We start from the raw sequence: 19,120 nt of genomic DNA, 5'->3' as shown, positions 1-19,120 counted from the left end.
AACTCCGCGACGGCAGGAATATACTGACCGAACTATGACGGAGCGTGGTTAACAAAGCCTATTTTGCTGAGCGCTCAGTCACATGCGCCTCAAGCGCCTCCAGCATCTTCTGTGCATGGCCAAGGATGCGCGTTGCCTTGATCACCCGCGCCACGCGGCCTTCGGCGTCGATGATGAAGGATGTGCGGATCAGGCCCATGAACTCGCGGCCATAAAGCTTTTTGAGCTTCCACAGGCCGAAGGCCTCGATGGCGGCGCGCTCGGGATCGGCAGCCAGCGGCAGCTGCAGGCCATATTTGGCGCGGAATTTGATGTGGCTTTCGAGAGTGTCCGGCGAAATGCCGACCACTCTGGCACCCAACGCCGCGAAAGCGCCGGCGCGCTCGGAGAATTCCTTGTTCTCGTCGGTACAGCCACCCGAATCATCCTGCGGGTAGAAATAGAGCACCACGGGGTGGCCGCGTTCGCTGGAGAGCTGGAACGTGCTGCCGTTGTCGAGCGGCAGGGTGAAGTCGGGAGCGACGGCGCCTTTGGTCAGGTCCGGCATGAGGATGTTTACTCCTTGCCTGTAATCTCAGGCAATCTCGTGGATGCCGGTGCCATATTGCAGCCGGTATCATTGGGCAAGTGACCGCCTTCTGCGGTTGATTCTTGAGGGGCCAGCAGAGCACGGCCAAGCCTCGTTCTGGAAGCAATTGAGCGCGACAATCACTCCCGCAGACAGCGAAGCCGTCCCGTCTGCCCCGCGCAGTCGGCATCCGATGCGCCACGCTGCCAAGCTGGCGGTGTGGGTTTTCGGCATTCCCTGCGTGCTGTTGCTGGTGCTCTATCTCATTCTGCTGGTCACCCCGTTGCGCCTGCCGTTTGGCGGCGAGGCAGTGCGCTCGCTGATCCAGGCGGCCCTGCCACCCAGCAGCCAGCTGTCGCTCGGCCAGATGAACCTGGCGCTGGAAAACCGGGTCTGGCCAGTGATCCAGTTTGCGCCGGTGACCCTGACCGACAGCAAGGCCGGCTCGACCATCAAGATAGATGCGCTGGAGGTGGGTTTCTCGCCGGCCAGGGCGCTGTTTGGCCAACCGGGCGCCACCATCACGGTGGTGGGGCCGCAGGTGCAGATGGTGCAGGACCTGCTGGGGCCGCGGCCCGTTGATTTCACGCTGGAGGACGGGACGATTCCGACTGTCACGGTGTTCGAGGGTGAGGAGGCGTTTCCGACCGTCGCCATTTCCGACAAGGGCATTGATGTCAGCGGCAGCGACCAGCCCATCGCTTTGCGCTCGGACAATGACTGGCTGATCCATAATCTTGAAGCCAGCGAACAGGGCATTGCCGATATCGTCGAGCAGGCGGCGCAGGGGCGGTTTTCCAAGCTGGTGGTGCGCGACGGTACGGTGGACATGATCGACGCCGTCTATGGCCTGTTCCGGCGCTTCGAGGCGATCAATCTCGAAATCGGCCCGACGCCGGATCGCCGCAATACCCATGGCACGTTCTCGGCCAGCCTTGGTGGCCGCACCATGAGCGGCAGCCTGTCGCGCACAGTGGATGACACCGGCAATTCCCGGCTCGAAGCGGATGTGTCCAACCTCGATTTTGCGGCGCTGCTGCCCTTCATCGACAATAGCAGCAGCATGGCGGCAATGCGCGGGGCGGGGGCGCTGTCGATCGATGTCAACTTCAAGCCGGCCGGCGGCAAGCTCGTAGACGGGCGGTTCAAGATCGATCTGACCGGCACCGACCTGCGCATCGGCACCGACTATTTCGCGGTTGCCAGCACGATCATGGACGTCAACTGGCAGCCGGAACTCGGCCAGTTCATCCTGGAAGAATCGGCGCTGCAGATCGGCCAGAGCACCGCCTACCTGTCCGGCGTCTTTGCCATGGGGCTCGACCCGATTTATGGGCCGACCATTGGGCTTTCGATCAAGGCGCGCGATGTCGTCCTACATCCCGGCGACATGGACGCGCCGGCCGAGCCATTCGACAGCGTGGATTTTTCCGGCTGGTCGGCGCCGCTCTATGGAGCGCTGGGCGTGGATCTGGTGATCGCCCGCAAGGGTGACGGGACCATCGAAGGTACGGGGCGCGTGGATATGCTGCAGGCCGGCCTGGGTGTCGATATGACCATGGTCGGGCAGGGTGTCAGCGCCGACGATCTCAAGCGGCTGTGGCCCTATGTGATGAGTCGCGACAGCCGCGACTGGTTCGTCGCCAATGTCACCGAGGGCACGGTGTCCAATGCGCGCCTCAAGTTCCATTTTCCGGTCGGCTCGATTGGTGAGCCCGGAGAAAACAAGCCGATTCCCGATGGCAGCATGCAGGTGGAGATGACCGGGACCGGTGTAGCCGTACGGCCCCTGCCCACCATGACGGCCGTGGCGCTGGATGGCGAAACAAAGCTTCGACTGGACGACACCGATCTCACGGTTTCCGCCGATGGCGGCGTGTTGTCGACAACGGCTGGCGACATCCGGGTCACCAATCCAGCCGTCGTGATGGACAATTCCGATCCCGCCGGCAGCATTGTCGAACTGTCCGGCGATGTGGTCGCCACCATTCCTGCCTTGCTGGACCTGGCGAAGGAGCAGCAGCCGGACCTCCTAGCCAATGCGACGCTTCCGGTCGATCTCGAGAGCCTGAACGGCGCCGTCGATCTGGGCCTGGTTGCAACCTTTGCCCTGCCGGACGAGGGCACTGGACGCGTTCTGGACGTAGATTATGTGGTCAATGGCACGGTGGCCGGGTTTGCCAGTTCCAAGCCGATCGAGAAGCGCCGGATCGGCAATGGTCAGCTGTCGTTCAGCGCCAACCAGGACGGCTATCAGCTCGGCGGCAGCGCCGAGATCGACGGCATGCCGGCCGAGATCGAAATCGCCGGAACGCCGACCAGTGATCCAAGCTTCCGGCTGTCCTCGACTATCGATGTCGTCGACCTTGCCAAGATGGGCTTCGATGCCTCGGAATTCCTGTCGGGACGCGTGCGCTTCGTGGCGCAGCCGCTGGCCGATGGCGCCATCCAGATGGCGGTCGACCTGACCGAGGCGGCGCTGACCCTCAAGGATATCGGCATCAGCAAGGCGGTCGGGACAGCAGGCACGCTGACGGCGACGGTTACGCCGGATGGCGAGGTGACCCAGCTTAAGGATATCGACCTGTCGTTCGGTAGCGTCCGTGCCAAGGGTGATCTAAGCTATCACGCGAGCAGGGGACTGCAGGCCGCCAAGTTTAGCCAGTTCGGCGTCAGCGCCGACGATAGCGCGCAACTGGATCTGGCGCCGATCGACGGCGGCTATGCGGTATCGATCCGCGGGAGCCAGCTCGATCTCAAGCCGATGCTGCGCCAGTTCTTCGGGCTCGGCGAGGGCGCTGGTGGCGTGCAATCGACGCAGTTTGACCAGACCATCTTGCTGAAAGTGCAGCTTGACCGGGCGCTGGGGTATTATGCCACCACGGCCTTCAACGTCGATCTCGACCTGCTGCTGCGCGGCAGCGACATGCGTCGCGCCAACCTCACCGCGCAGTTCAGCGACGGCAATGGCATTTCCGTCACCACCAATCCGGCGCCGCGCGGCCGCACGCTGTCGGTGGCCTTCAACGATGCCGGAACCATCCTGCGCCTGCTCGGCGTCTATTCGCAATTGGCGGGCGGGTCGGGCAATCTGGTGCTGACCACGGACAGTGACCTCGATGCCGAGGGCGGCCAGCTGGTGATGCGCAATTTTGCCATTGTCGATGAAGCCAATGTGGTGGAAGTGCTGGGCAATCACAGCGATTCTCGCGCCGCCATCGCGCGGCAGAACCGGCTTGATTTCGATCTGGCCCAGGTGGATTTCCAGCGCAGTTCCGACCGAGTGGCGGTCAGCAATGCCATGCTGACCGGTGACACGGTCGGCGGCACGATGCGAGGCTTCATCTATACCGACCAGCGCCAATACGACCTGACCGGCACCTACGTGCCGCTGTTCGGAATCAACAATGCCTTTCAGCAAATCCCGATCCTGGGGCCACTGCTTGGTGGTCGTGAAGGCGAGGGCCTGCTCGGCGTGACCTTTGCGGTGCAGGGCCCGCTCGACAAGCCGCAGTTCCGCATCAACCCGCTGTCGGCGCTAGTTCCCGGGGCATTTCGCGAGCTGTTCGAGTTTAGGGCAAAGGCGCAGCCGGCGGCTGAATGAAGGTCGTATGACAAAGTCATACCGTCGTGCTATGGTTCGGCCAAATGAGGTGCACCATGGCGAAAGTTCAAAAACGCACATTCAGCCTGGCTGAGGATCAATCGGACTATATCGACGCCAAGGTCGCTATGGGTGGTTACGCCTCAAGCAGCGAAGTGGTGCGCGAAGGCCTTCGGGCACTTCAGCAGCGCGATGCAGCCTTAGATCGATGGCTGATCAAGCAGGTTCTACCGGTTGCCCAGGAGTTGGACGAATTTCCCGACAACGCTGTGCCCATTGAGGACGCATTTAGACGTATCGATGCCAGTATCAATGACGCTGAAGCCAAAAAGGCGTCGTAATGAAAACGCGCTCGGTCCTTCTGTCCGAGCAAGCCATCGCTGATATTCAGCAAATTAGTACCTGACTGACGAACGAGGCTTCCGCAGCAGTCGCGCGTCGCTATGTCGGGCGCATCAAAAGCCGACTTGCCAGTCTGGCTCAGGCCAGTGAACGCGGCACCGCTTGATCCGATATCAAGCATGGTCTGCGCGTGATCGGAATTCTGAACTCGACGACCGTGGCCTTCCAGGTGACGGAAACGTCGGTGCGCGTTCTCCGCGTGCTGTACGGCGGCCAGGACTGGCAATCAGCCCTGACCGCGATAGATGATACTGACTAAACCGGCTTGATGAGCGCGTGCTTCTTCTTGCCGACAGACAGCTTGATGACGCCCTCAGACAGCAGCGCATTGTCGCCAATGCTGAGCTTGTCGTCGTCGATCACCGCATCGTTAATCCGCACGGCGCCGGACTGGACGTGGCGGCGCGCTTCGCCGTTTGAAGCAGCCAAGCCAGCCGTTACCAGCGCGGCGAGAATGCCGATGCCAGAGGCCAGTTCGGCATGGGTCACCGTTGCCGTCGGCAGCGACAGGTCGATGGCGCCGGTCTCGAAGGTAGCACGTGCTGTCTCAGCCGCTTCCTCGGCCGCAGCGCGGCCGCGGATCATGGCGGTGACTTCGGTGGCGAGGCGCTTCTTGGCTTCGTTGATATCGCCTGAGGCGATGCGCGCGACTTCGTCCAGTGGCAACGTGGTGTAGAGCTTGAGGAAGCGCTCGACGTCGGCGTCCTCGGTGTTGCGCCAGTATTGCCAGAAGTCATAGGCCGATAGCAGGTCGGCGTTGAGCCAGATGGCGCCGTTCATCGACTTGCCCATCTTCTGGCCGGAGGCCGTGGTGAGCAGGGGCGTGGTCAGCGCGTAAAGCTGGGGCGTGCCAAGGCGATGGCCCAGGTCGATGCCATTGACAATATTACCCCACTGGTCCGAACCGCCCATTTGCAGTCGTACGCCGTAGCGCTTGTTCAGCTCTACGAAGTCATAGGCCTGCAGGATCATGTAGTTGAATTCGAGGAAGCTCAGCGACTGCTCGCGATCGAGCCGCTGCTTGACCGAGTCAAAACTCAGCATGCGGTTGATCGAGAAATGCTGGCCGACATCGCGCAGGAATTCGAGGTAGTTGAGCGGGGCCAGCCAATCGGCGTTGTTGACCATCAGCGACTTGGCCGGCTCACCCTCAAAGCTGAGGTAGTTGGAAAACACCTGCTTGATGCCGTCGATGTTGGACTGGATGGTGTCCAGCGTCATCAACTTGCGCGCCTCGTCCTTGAAGGACGGGTCGCCCACCATACCGGTGCCGCCGCCCATCAGGGCTACGGCGCGATGGCCGGTCTTTTCCAGCCAATGCAGCATCATGATCTGGATCAGGCTGCCGACATGCAGCGAGGATGCCGTGGGGTCAAAGCCGATATAGGCGGTGACCGTCTCGGTTGCGAAGAGATTGTCGAGGCCGGATTCGTCGGAAACCTGGTGGATGAAGCCGCGCTCATGCAGCGTCTGGAGGAAGTCGGATTTGAACTTGGTCATTGGGTGCGATCCAAAGGCCGGCCCGCGATCGGGTCATGCGGCCATCGAGAGAAGGTCGGGGCGTCCCGCGCACGGGACAACTCCGGTGATGAACTCGATCGCGTTAAATACGCTTTCTAACTAGCGCCCGCCGCCGGCAGCGATCTCTTCCCGGCGGCGGTCGAGATAGTCGGCCGAGCGTGTGGTGAGTTCGTCGATCTTGCCTTCGAAGAAATGGTTGGCGCCTTCGACGGTCTGCTGCTCGATGGTGATGCCCTTCTGGGTCTTGAGCTTGTCGACCAGCTTCTGCACTGACGATGGCGGGGCGACGCGGTCCTTGTCGCCATGAATGATCAGGCCCGAGGAGGGGCAGGGGGCGAGGAAGGAAAAGTCATAGAGGTTTTCCGGCGGCGCCACCGAGATGAAGCCTTCAACCTCTGGACGGCGCATCAGCAGCTGCATGCCGATCCAGGCGCCGAACGAGAAGCCAGCAATCCAGCAGCCGCGCGACTCGCGGTTGATGACCTGCAGCCAGTCGAGCGCCGCCGCCGCATCGGAAAGCTCGCCGATGCCATGGTCGAACATGCCCTGGCTGCGGCCGACGCCGCGCGAATTGAAGCGCAGCACGGCGAAGCCGCGTTCGGCGAACATGTAGAAGAGATTGTAGACGATCTGGTTGTTCATCGTCCCGCCGAACTGGGGGTGCGGATGAAGCACGATCGCGATCGGAGCATTGGGCTCTTTGCCGGGCTGGTAACGGCCTTCGAGGCGCCCCTCGGGGCCATTGAAGATCACTTCTGGCATGGTCTTGTTCTTCCGGCCGTTCGGCTCTGTTGGTGTGGTTTTGCGCCGGTCCATAAGGCCGCCTGACAGCTTGACTAAGCCGGTCCAGACTCCTAAAACATGGCTCGCAAAATCTAGTTTAGAATTGTTCGAAACTCGGATTTAGGCCGCACGCGGCCTGCAAGTGCGCCCCTTGTAATGAAGTTGGGCGTCAAATTTCAAGAAGTGTTTGGATTCGGCGGCGCATCGGCGCTCCGGCCCCGGCATGAAAGCTATGACCGGCGTGCATGCGCCACACGGGTAATGATGACCAGAGCGGCGATCTATCTCGATCATAACGCCGCGTCCCCGCTTCTGCCCGAAGCGCGGGCGGCGCTTGTCGCTGCCCTTGAACTCACCGGCAATCCGTCATCGGTGCACGGTCATGGCCGCGCCCTGCGCAATCTGATCGACACGGCCCGCAGCCAGGTGGCAGCCCTCGCGGGCGCCGAGCGCAAGCAGGTGGTGTTCACCGGCTCTGCGACGGAAGCCATAACCCAGGCCATCGTCGGCGGCGCGAAGGTGTTTGCCTCGACGGCTGTGGTCATCAGCGCTGGCGAGCATGCGGCGGTGTCCAAGGCGGCCGAAGCGACCGGGCTACCTGTCATCACTATCGGGCTTCTGCCCGATGGCAGCATTGATCTCGATCAACTGGCAAAAATTGTCGCCGAGGCCGAGGGTAACCTCATGGTCGCCCTGCATTGGGTGAACAATGAGACCGGCGTGGTGCAGGATATTGCCCGCATCAATGCGATCGTCGGCCCAACTCGTCACACGCTATTCATCGACGCCGTGCAGGCCTTCGGCAAACTGCCGCTGGAATTTGCCGCGTCGGCACCCGATATGATGGCGGTGAGCGGCCACAAGATCGGCGCTCCGGCCGGGATCGGCGCTTTGCTGGTCAAGGCTCATGCGGACGTGGTTCGGCTCATTCCGGGCGGCGGTCAGGAGCAGGGTCGTCGCGGCGGCACCGAAGCGGCGGCACTGATTGCGGCCTTTGGTGCAGCAGCGGCGGCGATTGCCGAACGTTATGCTGCGGCTGATGTGTCGCGTCTGACGGCGCAGCTTGAGGCTGCCTTGCCGGCCGACGCGGTGATCTTCGGCGGCAACCGGCTTGGCAATGTCACCAATTTCGCCATGCCCGGTATCAAGAATGCCACGGCGATGATGGGGCTGGACCTGATGGGCCTCTCGGTCTCGTCCGGTTCGGCCTGTTCGTCCGGCAAAGTCGGCCCCAGCCACGTGCTGGCTGCCATGGGCGTTGCGCCAGAATTGGCCGATTGCGCCCTGCGCGTCAGCCTGGGCTGGAATTCCACCGAGGCCGACGTGGATGCGTTCGTCGTCGGTTACCAATCGATCCTTGAGCGCCACAGGGCGCGGCAGGGGCAGGCGGCCTAGCCGTCACACAATTTATGCGGCTCGCGGTGACCTTGAATCGCCGAGGGGCAAATAGGAGAAGCCACAATGGCTGATGATTACGCCGATATCCCGACGCTCAAGGAAAACATCGATCGCGCTACCGTTGAGTCGGTGCGCTCGCTCGACGTGGACAAATACAAGTACGGTTTCGAGACCGATATCGAATCCGACATGGCCCCCAAGGGGTTGAGCGAGGATACCGTCCGCTTCATCTCGGCCAAGAAGAACGAGCCGCAGTGGATGCTGGACTGGCGCCTCGAAGCCTATGCGCGCTTCCTGACGCTGACCGAGCCGACCTGGGCCAAGGTGCATTATCCGGCCATCGACCTGCAGGACATGTATTACTACGCCGCGCCCAAGTCGACGCCGGCGCCGACCAGCCTCGACGAGGTCGATCCGGCTTTGCTGGCCATGTATGACAAGCTGGGCATTCCGCTGCGCGAGCGCGAAATCCTCGCCGGTGTCGAGCGCCCCAAGGTGGCCGTCGATGCGGTTATGGACTCGGTCTCCGTCGTCACCACCTTCCGCGAAGAGCTCTCCAAGGTCGGCATCATCTTTTGCTCGATCTCGGAAGCCATCCGCGAATATCCCGAGCTGGTGCAGAAGTACCTGGCCTCGGTGGTGCCGGTTTCGGACAACTACTATGCGACGCTCAATTCCGCCGTCTTCACTGACGGGTCCTTCGTCTACATTCCCAAGGGCGTGCGTTGCCCGATGGAATTGTCGACCTATTTCCGCATTAACGAAAAGAAAACCGGCCAGTTCGAGCGCACGCTGATCATTGCCGAGGCTGACAGCTATGTCAGCTATCTCGAAGGCTGCACCGCGCCGATGCGCGACGAGTCCCAGCTGCATGCTGCAGTGGTGGAACTGGTCGCCATGGACAATGCCGAGATCAAGTATTCCACCGTCCAGAACTGGTATCCGGGCGACAAGGACGGCAAGGGCGGCATCTACAATTTCGTCACCAAGCGAGGCGATTGCCGCGGCGCCAATTCCAAGATCTCCTGGACCCAGGTGGAAACCGGTTCGGCCATCACCTGGAAGTACCCAAGCTGCATCCTGCGTGGCGACGGTTCGCGTGGCGAGTTCTATTCGATCGCCATTTCGAACGGCTACCAGCAGGTCGACAGCGGCACCAAGATGATCCACCTGGGCAAGAATACGTCCAGCCGCATCATCGCCAAGGGCATTGCCGCCGGCTTTTCTGACAATACCTATCGCGGCCAGGTCTCGGCCCATGCCAAGGCCAGCAATGCCCGCAACTTCACCCAGTGCGACTCGCTGCTGATCGGCGACAAGTGCGGCGCCCATACGGTGCCCTATATCGAAAGCCGCAACGGTACGGCGGTGTTCGAGCATGAAGCCACCACGTCGAAGATCTCCGACGACCAGATGTTCTACTGCCAGCAGCGTGGCCTCAGCGAAGAAGATGCCGTGGCGCTGATCGTCAACGGCTTCGTCCGCGACGTGTTGCAGCATCTGCCGATGGAGTTCATGGTCGAGACGCAGAAGCTGATCGCCATTTCCCTGGAAGGCAGTGTGGGATGACCGACGAGACCGCCAGTCTGGTTCTAGAACACCTGCGCGCAATCCGTGCGGATATTGCGATTATCAAATCGGATGTTCGCGGTGTGCAGACCGAACAGGCGGCCATGCGTCTTGAACTCCGCGCCCTGACCCTGCGTGTTGACCACGTGGTCGAGGAAATAGCCGACACCAAGGTCCGGCTCGATCGTATCGAGCGCCGCCTTGAACTCACCGAGCCAGCTGAATGACCGAGCCGACCCGCAATCCCGTGGTTTCCCTGGCCTCCCTGGTGCTCGACGCCTGGGAGCAGGGGACGCTTTACCAGTCTGCCGATACATCCTTCGGCAAGCTGCTGGGTCTGCGCAATCTGGGCATCAGCTACAATGAAGTGCCGGCCGGCAAGTCGAGCTGCCCGTTCCACAGCCATCACGTGGAGGAAGAACTCTTCATCGTGCTGGAAGGCGAGGGCACCTATCGCTTTGGCGACGAGCGCTTTTCCTTCAAGGCCGGCGATGTGCTAGGTGCGCCCAATGGCGGCCCCGAGACGGCGCATCAAATCCTCAATACCGGCTCGGTGACGCTCAAATATCTCGGCGTCGCCAACAATGCCGAGACCGAAGTCTGCGAATATCCGGACTCCGGCAAATTCCAGGTGACGAGCCGCACCGCGGCCGACCGTCGTCTGCGCCATAGTGGCCGCGAAGGCCAGAACAATCTCGATTACTGGGATGGCGAACCAGGCGCCTGACGCCACACCGTCCCGAACCACCATTTGGCGCGCTGCGCCAGCGACTATCTGGAGACTGAAGTGACCACCCCTATCCTTGAAATCCGCAATCTGCATGCCCGTATCGAAGACCGCGAAATCCTCAAGGGCGTGAATCTCGTCATTCCCGCCGGCGAAGTGCATGCCATCATGGGCCGTAATGGCTCGGGCAAGTCGACGCTGAGCTATGTGCTGGCCGGCAAGGAAGACTATGAGATCACCGAGGGCGAAATCCTGCTCAACGGCGAGAGCATTCTCGAGATGGAGCCCAACGAGCGTGCGGCGGCCGGCATTTTCCTGGCCTTCCAGTATCCGATCGAGATTCCCGGCGTTGCCACGATGACCTTCCTCAAGGCGGCGATGAACGCCCAGCGCAAGGCGCGCGGCGAGGCCGAGATGACCACGCCCGAGTTCATGCGCCTAGTCAAGGACGCCGGCAGCCAGCTGCAGGTCGATACCGAAATGCTGAAGCGCCCGCTCAATGTCGGCTTCTCCGGCGGCGAGAAGAAGCGTGCCGAAATCATGCAGATGGCTTTGCTGAAGCCCGCGCTTTGCGTGCTCGACGAGACGGACTCGGGCCTCGACATCGATGCGCTGCAGGTCGTCTCCAAGGGCGTCAATGCGCTGCGCGCCAATGATCGCTCCATGCTGGTGATCACCCATTACCAGCGCCTGCTCAACCATATTGTGCCCGACGTGGTGCATGTGTTCAGCGATGGCCGGATCGTCGAGAGCGGCGACAAAGACCTGGCGCTGCAGCTCGAAGCCAAGGGCTATGCCGACTTCGACGGCGCGGCGGCCTGATCCATGTCCATCGCTTTTCCCGTCCGGCTGGGTGCAGCCGAAAATGCCCTTATCGACCAGCTCAAGAGCCTGGGCGCTGATGCGACCGCGGAACGGATCACCGTTGCGGGCCTGCCGACGCGCCGCGTTGAGGCCTATCACTATACCGACCTGAAACTGCTGCTGAAGGCGATCCCGCCGCTGGCGCAGGCCGCCAACGCCGCTGGCGTTTCGGCGCTGGATATTGCCGGCGCCCAGCGCCTCGCGATCGTCAATGGCGTGATCCAAGCGGCCCCGGCCGCTGTGGCTGGCGTGATCATCGGCAAGGCTGAGGGCACGGCGCTGTCGACGCGCGACGACGTCCTGGTGCATCTCAATGGTGCGCTGGTCGAGGAAAGTCTGACGCTGACGCTCGAAGGCCCAATCGATCATGTGATTCAGGTGGATCGCCGCATCGAGGGCGACGCCGCCCATGCCGCCGACTCGCTGAAAGTGTTCGTGGCCGACGGCGCTTCGGCGACCATCATCGAGACCTTCTCCGGGTCCGACGCTGCCCATGTCGGCAATCACGCGACCTATGTGACGCTCGGCAAGGATGCCCGGCTGACCCATGTCACCGTGGACCTGTCGGCCCGCGCCGTATCGCATTTTGCCACCAATGAGTATCAGGTCGGCGAGAATGCCCAGCTGCGGACGCTGGTGGTGCATGCCGGGGCCGGGCTGGCCCGTACACATCTGTTCCCGCGCTATGCGGGTGCCGGTGCGCATGGCGATATCACCGGCCTGAACCTCGTCTCTGACGGCCAGCATTCTGACATCACCATGATGGCCGAGCATGCCGTGCCGCAGACCTCGTCGCAGCCGCTGTTCAAGTCGATCGCCCGCGGACGCGGCAAGTCGATCGTGCAGGGCAAGCTGGTGGTGGCGCGCGATGCGCAGAAGACCGATGCCAAGTTCATGCATCAGGGCCTGATGCTGTCGGACGAAGCGGAAATCCTTTCCAAGCCAGAGCTGGAAATTTATGCCGACGACGTGGTCTGCGGCCACGGTTCCACTTGCGGCAAGCTCGACGAGGACAGCCTGTTCTATCTGATGAGCCGCGGCATTCCCCAGGCTGAAGCCGAGACGATGCTGGTGCGCGGTTTCCTTGAGGAACTGGTGGACCCGATCGAAGACGAGGCGCTGGCCGAGGCTCTGCATGGCGTGATCGACGGCTGGCTGCTGGGCAAGTAATCCCGGCCACGCCGCAGGAGTTGGAATGACCTTCGACCTCGAAAAAGTCCGTGCCGATTTTCCGATTCTCTCGGAAGTGATCCACGGCAATCGGCTGGTCTATCTCGATAGCGGTGCATCGGCGCAGAAGCCGGTGCAGGTGCTGGACCGGATGGATTATGCCTTCCGGCATGAGTATGCCAACGTCCATCGCGGCCTGCACACCCTGGCCAACCGGGCGACCGAGGCCTATGAGGGCGGCCGCCATGCGGTGCAGGCTTTCCTCAACGCGGCGCGGCCCGAAGAGATCATCTTCACCAAGTCGGCGACCGAAGCGATCAACCTTGTGGCGCAGAGCTTTGCCGGTCCGCGGATCGGCGAAGGCGATGAGATCGTCACCACGATCATGGAGCACCACTCCAACATCGTGCCTTGGCATTTTCATCGCGAGCGCACGGGCGCGGTGATCAAATGGATCGATGTGCGCGATGACGGCAGCCTCGACATCGATGCTTTTGAAGCAGCGTTGAGTGAGCGTACCCGTATGGTTGCGGTTACCCATATGTCCAACGTCTTGGGCACCGTGACGCCGGTCAAACAGATGATCGCCATCGCCCATGCCCGCGGCATTCCAGTGCTGGTGGATGGCTCGCAGGGTGCGGTTCACACCGTCGTGGACGTGCAGGACCTCGACGCCGATTTCTATGTGATGACCGGCCACAAGCTGTACGGCCCGACCGGCATCGGCGTGCTCTATGGCAAATATGATCTGCTGGCCGAGATGCAGCCCTATCAGGGCGGCGGCGAAATGATCGATGTGGTGACCATGGAGACGGTCACCTATAACGAGCCGCCGCATCGCTTCGAGGCGGGTACACCGCCGATCGTCCAGGCCGTGGGCCTTGGCGCGGCACTCAAATACATGACCGAGCTCGGACGCGACGCCATTGCTGCGCATGAGCATGCTGTTGCCGAATATGCACTGGAACAGCTCAGCCGGATCAACTCGCTGCGCCTGATCGGCACGGCGCCGGGCAAGGGCGGCATTTTCTCCTTCGAGATCGCTGGCGCCCATGCCCATGACGTGGCGACCATTCTCGATCGCTACGGCATTGCCGTGCGTGCCGGCACGCATTGCGCTATGCCGCTGCTCAAACGTTTCGGTGTCACCTCTACCTGCCGCGCCTCCTTCGCCCTATATAGTGGCAAGGACGACGTCGATGCGCTGGTAGACGGCATCACCCGCGCCCAGAAATTTTTCGCCTGATTGGTGACCCTATGACCGACGACATCGAAATCGACGAATCCAAGATTGCTCCGGCGCCGACCATTCCCGAGCCGCGCATTACGCCAAACGTTTCCGGCGGCCTGCCGGAAGCCGAGGTAGAGCGCATTACCACGGACCTGATCGGCGCGCTCAAGACGGTCTATGACCCGGAAATCCCGGTCGACATCTATGAGCTTGGCCTGATCTACAAGGTCGATCTGGATGATGATCGCAAGATCACCATCGACATGACCCTAACCGCGCCGGGCTGCCCGGTAGCCGGCGAAATGCCCGGCTGGGTGGAAAATGCCGCCCGCAGCGTCGAGGGCGTGCAGGACGTCACCGTCAACATGGTGTTCGATCCCCCGTGGGATGCTTCGCGCATGAGCGAGGAAGCCCAGGTCGCATTGAACTGGTGGTAATTTCGTGCGTTTCATCCTATATATCGTGAAACGCCGATAGAAAGTTTGCCGATGGCCTTCAAGCTCATGTCGCTGACAGATGCCGCTGCCGAGCGCATCACCGAGATCATCGAGGATTCCGAGACGCCGGTCATCGGCCTGCGCATCGGCATCAAGAATTCCGGCTGCGCCGGCGTGGCCTATACGATGGATTACCTGGCCGAGCCGGTGAAGGGCGACGACCACGTTGCCGACAAGGGCGTCGACGTCTGGATCGACCCCAAGGCGACCATGTATCTGCTCGGCACGGTGATGGATTTCGAAACTGCCAAGATGAGCGCCGGCTTCACTTTCAAGAACCCCAACCAGACCGGCGAATGCGGCTGCGGCGAGAGCGTCACGCTCAAGCCGGCGGATCTCAAGGCTATCGCCGAGGCTCGCGCAACGGCCTGATCACCGTTGCTTGGCACTATGCTAACCCCACCCACGATGTCACCCCGGCCTTGAGCCGGGGCCCATCCCGAGATCACGCCGCGGCCGCAAGGTCGTTCCGACGACTATCTGGCGGTAGACCAAACATCTCAGGATGGATCCCGGCTCAAGGCCGGGATGACACCGAGTTTTTGGCTGGGATATGAGCAAACGAATATTCTGCGAAGGAATATTCGTTATTATTCTTGCGAAGCGCATATCGCGCGGGCATTGATCCCGCCATCATGCTAAACCCGCCCCCGCCTGCGCTCACCATTGTCCCGCCCAACCGTCCGCTCACCGGACGCGTTTCGCCGCCGGGATCGAAATCCATCACCAATCGTGCTCTGCTGTTGGCCGCCCTGGCCAATGGCACGAGCCGATTGACCGGCGCGCTCAAGAGCAAGGACACGACCCTGATGGCCGCTGCCCTGCGGCAGATGGGTGTCACGGTGGAAGAGCCGGATGCGACGAGCTTCGTTGTCACCAGCGCCGGCCGCCTGCAAGCCCCTGCCGGCCCGCTGTTCCTCGGCAATGCCGGAACGGCCACCCGCTTCCTTACCGCCGCGGTAGCCACCGTCGAGGGCGAAGTCATTGTCGATGGCGACGACGAAATGCGCGTGCGGCCGATCGGCCCGCTGGTTACCGCCCTTCAATCGCTGGGCATCAAGGCGAGTGCGCCGACCGGTTGCCCGCCGGTGACCATTGCCGGCACTGGCAGCTTCGGTTCCGGCCGCGTCGAGATCGATGGCGGCCTGTCCAGCCAATATGTTTCGGCCCTGCTGATGGCCGCGCCCCTCGGCGATGGTCCGATTACCGTGGCGCTGACCGGCAAGGATATCGGTGCGCGTGGCTATGTCGACCTGACGCTGGCCGCCATGCGCAGCTTTGGCGCTTCGGTGGAACAGCTCGATGCCGGCAGTTGGCTGGTGCAGCCGACCGGCTATCAGGCCGCCGACCTGCTGGTCGAGCCCGATGCTTCGGCCGCGACCTATCTGTGGGGCGCAGAGGCGCTCACGGGCGGCAAGATCGATCTTGGCGTTGCTGCAGACGCCTTTACCCAGCCTGACGCCCTGGCGCAGGCCGTGATCGCGCAATTCCCCAACATGCCCGCCGTGATCGATGGCTCGCAGATGCAGGATGCCGTGCCGACGCTGGCCGTGGTTGCCGCTTTCAACAACACGCCGGTGCGCTTCGTCGGCATTGCCAACCTGCGGGTCAAGGAAACGGACCGGATTCGCGCCGTGGCCAATGAGCTCAACCGCATCCTGCCGGGTCTGGCGATGGAAGAGGGCGATGACCTGCTGGTGGCGTCGGACTCAAATCTGGCAACGAAACTGGCTGGCCGCAACGCCCGCACCAAGATCGAAACCTACCATGACCACCGCATCGCCATGAGCTTTGCCCTGGCTGGCCTCAAGCTGCCCGGCATTGTCATCCTCGACCCGGCCTGCACGAGCAAGACCTGGCCGGAATATTGGCAGATGCTCGCGGGATTGGGCGTCGAGCTGAAGCCAGAGGCTTAGGCGGCCGAGGCGCCGGTCAGGTTGGCCTGCAGCTCGCCGAGCTGGTTTTCGCTGAACACGCGATTGCGGCCGGCGCGCTTGGCAGCATACAGGCAACGGTCGGCGCGCTCGATCAGCGAGCCCGTCGTGTCATCCGAGCGGTACGAGGCAATTCCAAAGCTTGCGGTAATGCGTCCGAGCTTCTCGTTTGTGGACCGCTTGAGCAATTCCTTGGCCTGGATCGCCTTGCGGATATTTTCCGCCACGATGATCGCGCCTTCGAGATCGGTGGACGGCAGGATGGCGACGAATTCCTCGCCGCCATAGCGCGCCGCCAGGTCCTTGCCCTTGATATTGGACTTCAGCGTCATCGCCACCAGCCGCAGCACCTGATCACCGGTCTGGTGGCCATAGGTGTCGTTGAAGCTCTTGAAGTGGTCGATGTCGATGATCATCAGGCAGAGCGGCGCGCCGGTCTCGTTGGCCTCGGCAATGGCCGTTTCCATGCCCTCGTCAAAGCTCTTGCGATTGGCGATCTTGGTCAGCGGATCGAGCATGGACTCGCGCCGCACGTCATCGAGATCGCGCTGCAGCGAGGCGATGTCGTCGCGCGAAGCGGCGAGCTTTTCTTCCAGCGAGGCATTGGTGTCCTGCATATGCCGGGTTTCGGTCAGCAGGCGGTCGGCCAAGGCCTTCATGGCGTCTGGCGAGATATCCCGTGCCAGGTCGCCGCTCGCGGTCTGCAGCGAGCCGGAATAGGCATTGGCGGTGATCATGGCGCCGTCGATGGCCTCATGCACCGCCTCGATGCGGGCATGCATGCGCTCCGACACCGTCGACATGCGGTCATTGACGTCGGATTTGAGGAACTCATTGTAGAGCGTCTCGGCCAGATTGGCCGAGGGCGTGTCGCCGGCGCGGAAAATCGAATTGATGCGGTTGTTCAGGGTCGGGTTGACGCCCGTCGCATAGGTGAACAGCAATTCGTAGAATTGCGGATAGGGCGGAATCCCACTGCGCTTGAGCAGATCAAATGCCGAATTGGCATAGCCCAGCGCGCGTTTGAATTCGTGTTCAGACACAGCTGCCCTCGCGTGCCATTGCCCAATTCGGCGCCCCTTTCAGCGCGCCGCGTCCCAGTTACGAATATCGCTCAGTCACGATAAAATACAACCGTATCAATGTAATAAACGAGCCCCTACGCAAGAATAACGATGCAAATCTAGTTTGAAATGCGCGTTGGCCGCAACAAGAACGCCGGAATCGGACCGTCGTTGCCGAATGGCGACGTGCTGAACGACTCCGAATCATCTGCTTCCGCTTCGGCGCGTGTCTTGCCACGCTGCCGCTGTGGGCGCTGAGCGTTGCGTTCGGGACGGGGCGCTGCAGCAACGGGTGCCTCGGCCACGACCTCGGCTTCCATCACTTCTGACGGCTCTTCCGTGACGACAGGCGCTGCCTTGGGCGGACGCGTGCGCGAGGGACGGGCCGCCGGAGTAGCTGGAGCAGCCGCAGGTGCCTCGGCCGCTTCGCCGCGGGTGCGCGGACCACCGCGACGCGAACGGGCGGGACGGGCAGGGCGCTCGGCAGCAGCCTCTTCGCCATCGACCGCAGCGGCGGCCGAAGCTGGCCTGCCAGCGGTTTCCAGATAGTCGATCGGCTTCTGGATCAGCTTGAGGATGGCATCGAGATGCTTGCTATCGGCCGGCGCCACCAGAGTGTAGGCCACACCCGAACGACCGGCGCGGCCGGTGCGACCGATGCGGTGCACATAGTCTTCGGCATGCACGGGCACGTCGAAATTGAACACATGACTGACGGCCGGAATGTCGAGGCCGCGGGCGGCAACGTCGCTGGCGACGAGCAGGGTCAGGCGGTTGCCCTTGAAGGCATCCAGCGTTTCCATGCGGCTCTTCTGGTCCATGTCGCCATGCAGCGCGCCGGCCGAAAAGCCGTGGCGTTCCAGCGAGCGGGCGAGGGTCGCCACGTCGCGCTTGCGGTTGCAGAAGATGATGGCATTGGTCAGCCCGTCTGCGGCGCGGATCAGGTCGCGCAGCGAGGCGCGCTTGTCTTCCGGCTTGGACGAAACCTTGACCAGCTTCTGGTCGATCGTATCTGCCGTCGATGCCGCGCGGGACACCTGCACATGCACCGGATCCTTGAGGAACTTCTTGGTCAGTTTCTCGATCTGGGCATCCATGGTCGCCGAGAACAGCATGGTCTGGCGGCGCGGCGGCAGGCGATTGACGATCTTTTCGATGTCGTCGATGAAGCCCATGTCGAGCATGCGGTCGGCTTCGTCGATGACGAGGATTTCAACGCCGTTGAGCATGATCTTGCCGCGCTCGATCTGGTCGAGCAGGCGGCCGGGGGTGGCAATGAGAACGTCCACACCGCGATCGAGCTTCTTGTTCTGGTCTTCGAAGCTGACGCCGCCAATGATCAGCGCCATGGTCAGGCGATGGTTCTTGCCGTATTTCTCGAAATTCTCGGAAACCTGCGCTGCGAGTTCGCGCGTCGGTTCGAGGATCAGCGTGCGGGGCATGCGGGCGCGGGCGCGGCCGTTTTCCAGCAGATGCAGCATGGGCAGCACGAAGCTGGCCGTCTTGCCGGTGCCGGTCTGGGCAATGCCGATGACGTCCTTCTTTTCAAGAACGTGCGGAATGGCCTGGGCCTGGATCTCGGTCGGCGTCGTGTAACCGGCCGAGGTGACGGCTTCGGTTACTTTGGTGGACAGGCCAAGCGCGGAAAAATCAGTCAAGTTGGGTAATTCCACTCAGAAATGTGGCCCGGGGCCAGGTCCAGTCCGAGACATTCGAACGGTGCGCCGGGGTCTTCAGCAGTGGACCGGAAAAACGGTACGCGAACGCATCCACAACTGGGGCGGCCAC

17 protein-coding genes are annotated in these 19,120 nt (G+C 62.2%); 12 read left to right on the top strand and 5 right to left on the bottom strand.

Annotation, left to right across the window (positions count from 1 at the left end; all coding sequences use genetic code 11):
* Positions 1-58: 58 nt before the first annotated feature.
* A complete protein-coding gene (locus BM045_RS14305; RefSeq protein WP_092184402.1) occupies positions 59-547 on the bottom strand; it encodes a peroxiredoxin in 489 nt (162 codons plus the stop codon).
* A 214-nt stretch (positions 548-761) separates the two neighbouring features.
* On the opposite strand from BM045_RS14305, the gene BM045_RS14300 reads away from it, so the two are divergent.
* Together BM045_RS14300 and BM045_RS14295 are read left to right on the top strand one after the other, a co-directional pair.
* Positions 762-4,172 carry a YhdP family protein gene (locus BM045_RS14300; protein WP_170848520.1) on the top strand — a complete coding sequence of 1,137 codons (3,411 nt, stop codon included), beginning with the start codon at positions 762-764 and terminating at the stop codon, positions 4,170-4,172.
* A 56-nt stretch (positions 4,173-4,228) separates the two neighbouring features.
* Positions 4,229-4,513, top strand: coding sequence for a ribbon-helix-helix domain-containing protein (locus BM045_RS14295; protein ID WP_092184810.1), 285 nt, complete (start codon positions 4,229-4,231; stop codon positions 4,511-4,513).
* Between the two features lie 316 nt (positions 4,514-4,829).
* Here the strand turns inward: BM045_RS14295 and tyrS are convergent, their stop codons facing one another.
* Positions 4,830-6,074: a tyrosine--tRNA ligase gene (gene tyrS / locus BM045_RS14290; protein WP_092184398.1), complete on the bottom strand. Its 1,245-nt coding sequence runs from the start codon at positions 6,072-6,074 to the stop codon at positions 4,830-4,832.
* A 120-nt stretch (positions 6,075-6,194) separates the two neighbouring features.
* Positions 6,195-6,857, bottom strand: coding sequence for an alpha/beta hydrolase (locus BM045_RS14285; RefSeq protein WP_092184808.1), 663 nt, complete (start codon positions 6,855-6,857; stop codon positions 6,195-6,197).
* Between the two features lie 285 nt (positions 6,858-7,142).
* On the opposite strand from BM045_RS14285, the gene BM045_RS14280 reads away from it, so the two are divergent.
* From BM045_RS14280 to aroA, 10 genes are all read left to right on the top strand, one after another.
* A complete protein-coding gene (locus BM045_RS14280; RefSeq protein ID WP_092184806.1) occupies positions 7,143-8,273 on the top strand; it encodes a cysteine desulfurase family protein in 1,131 nt (376 codons plus the stop codon).
* 87 nt (positions 8,274-8,360) lie between these two features.
* On the top strand, positions 8,361-9,845 hold the full coding sequence (gene sufB / locus BM045_RS14275) for a Fe-S cluster assembly protein SufB (RefSeq protein ID WP_092184804.1): 1,485 nt from the start codon (positions 8,361-8,363) through the stop codon (positions 9,843-9,845).
* Positions 9,842-10,072 carry a hypothetical protein gene (locus BM045_RS14270; protein ID WP_092184397.1) on the top strand — a complete coding sequence of 77 codons (231 nt, stop codon included), beginning with the start codon at positions 9,842-9,844 and terminating at the stop codon, positions 10,070-10,072. The genes sufB and BM045_RS14270 overlap by 4 nt, the downstream gene beginning before the upstream one ends.
* Positions 10,069-10,572, top strand: a complete 504-nt coding sequence (locus BM045_RS14265; protein ID WP_092184396.1) for a cupin domain-containing protein — start codon at positions 10,069-10,071, stop codon at positions 10,570-10,572. The genes BM045_RS14270 and BM045_RS14265 overlap by 4 nt, the downstream gene beginning before the upstream one ends.
* Positions 10,573-10,644: 72 nt before the next feature.
* Positions 10,645-11,394, top strand: a complete 750-nt coding sequence (gene sufC / locus BM045_RS14260; RefSeq protein ID WP_092184802.1) for a Fe-S cluster assembly ATPase SufC — start codon at positions 10,645-10,647, stop codon at positions 11,392-11,394.
* Positions 11,395-11,397: 3 nt separating this feature from the next.
* Complete coding sequence (gene sufD / locus BM045_RS14255; RefSeq protein WP_092184395.1) at positions 11,398-12,606, top strand: Fe-S cluster assembly protein SufD; 1,209 nt, start codon at positions 11,398-11,400, stop codon at positions 12,604-12,606.
* A gap of 25 nt (positions 12,607-12,631) precedes the next feature.
* Complete coding sequence (locus tag BM045_RS14250; protein ID WP_092184394.1) at positions 12,632-13,852, top strand: cysteine desulfurase; 1,221 nt, start codon at positions 12,632-12,634, stop codon at positions 13,850-13,852.
* 11 nt (positions 13,853-13,863) lie between these two features.
* The gene (locus BM045_RS14245) at positions 13,864-14,274 is read left to right on the top strand and encodes an SUF system Fe-S cluster assembly protein (protein WP_092184393.1); all 411 of its coding nucleotides are present in this window, start codon (positions 13,864-13,866) and stop codon (positions 14,272-14,274) included.
* Between the two features lie 51 nt (positions 14,275-14,325).
* Entirely contained in the window at positions 14,326-14,706 is a 381-nt protein-coding gene (locus tag BM045_RS14240) for a HesB/IscA family protein (protein ID WP_210185024.1), read from the top strand.
* A gap of 263 nt (positions 14,707-14,969) precedes the next feature.
* Positions 14,970-16,250: a 3-phosphoshikimate 1-carboxyvinyltransferase gene (aroA, locus tag BM045_RS14235; protein WP_092184800.1), complete on the top strand. Its 1,281-nt coding sequence runs from the start codon at positions 14,970-14,972 to the stop codon at positions 16,248-16,250.
* On the opposite strand, the gene BM045_RS14230 is transcribed toward aroA, so the two are convergent.
* Both BM045_RS14230 and BM045_RS14225 read right to left on the bottom strand, forming a co-directional pair.
* Positions 16,247-17,311, bottom strand: a complete 1,065-nt coding sequence (locus BM045_RS14230) for a GGDEF domain-containing protein (RefSeq protein WP_092184391.1) — start codon at positions 17,309-17,311, stop codon at positions 16,247-16,249. The genes aroA and BM045_RS14230 overlap by 4 nt on opposite strands.
* Before the next feature lie 140 nt (positions 17,312-17,451).
* Positions 17,452-18,990, bottom strand: a complete 1,539-nt coding sequence (locus BM045_RS14225; protein WP_092184390.1) for a DEAD/DEAH box helicase — start codon at positions 18,988-18,990, stop codon at positions 17,452-17,454.
* Positions 18,991-19,120: the final 130 nt, after the last annotated feature.

It is taken from the genome of Devosia sp. YR412, assembly GCF_900110945.1.
Classification (GTDB): Bacteria; Pseudomonadota; Alphaproteobacteria; order Rhizobiales; family Devosiaceae; genus Devosia.
The sequence above is the reverse complement of the archived record's forward strand: the minus strand, read 5'-3'. Positions and strand labels throughout refer to the sequence as shown.

What these genes read in the sequence shown, in the direction of transcription:
- tyrS (WP_092184398.1), bottom strand. Translation starts at nt 6,074, where the DNA reads ATGACCAAGTTCAAATCCGACTTCCTCCAGACGCTGCATGAGCGCGGC.
- BM045_RS14270 (WP_092184397.1), top strand. Translation starts at nt 9,842, where the DNA reads ATGACCGACGAGACCGCCAGTCTGGTTCTAGAACACCTGCGCGCAATC.
- sufD (WP_092184395.1), top strand. Translation starts at nt 11,398, where the DNA reads ATGTCCATCGCTTTTCCCGTCCGGCTGGGTGCAGCCGAAAATGCCCTT.
- BM045_RS14285 (WP_092184808.1), bottom strand. Translation starts at nt 6,857, where the DNA reads ATGCCAGAAGTGATCTTCAATGGCCCCGAGGGGCGCCTCGAAGGCCGT.
- BM045_RS14305 (WP_092184402.1), bottom strand. Translation starts at nt 547, where the DNA reads ATGCCGGACCTGACCAAAGGCGCCGTCGCTCCCGACTTCACCCTGCCG.
- BM045_RS14300 (WP_170848520.1), top strand. Translation starts at nt 762, where the DNA reads ATGCGCCACGCTGCCAAGCTGGCGGTGTGGGTTTTCGGCATTCCCTGC.
- BM045_RS14280 (WP_092184806.1), top strand. Translation starts at nt 7,143, where the DNA reads ATGACCAGAGCGGCGATCTATCTCGATCATAACGCCGCGTCCCCGCTT.
- BM045_RS14245 (WP_092184393.1), top strand. Translation starts at nt 13,864, where the DNA reads ATGACCGACGACATCGAAATCGACGAATCCAAGATTGCTCCGGCGCCG.
- BM045_RS14240 (WP_210185024.1), top strand. Translation starts at nt 14,326, where the DNA reads ATGGCCTTCAAGCTCATGTCGCTGACAGATGCCGCTGCCGAGCGCATC.
- BM045_RS14295 (WP_092184810.1), top strand. Translation starts at nt 4,229, where the DNA reads ATGGCGAAAGTTCAAAAACGCACATTCAGCCTGGCTGAGGATCAATCG.
- aroA (WP_092184800.1), top strand. Translation starts at nt 14,970, where the DNA reads ATGCTAAACCCGCCCCCGCCTGCGCTCACCATTGTCCCGCCCAACCGT.
- BM045_RS14250 (WP_092184394.1), top strand. Translation starts at nt 12,632, where the DNA reads ATGACCTTCGACCTCGAAAAAGTCCGTGCCGATTTTCCGATTCTCTCG.
- BM045_RS14265 (WP_092184396.1), top strand. Translation starts at nt 10,069, where the DNA reads ATGACCGAGCCGACCCGCAATCCCGTGGTTTCCCTGGCCTCCCTGGTG.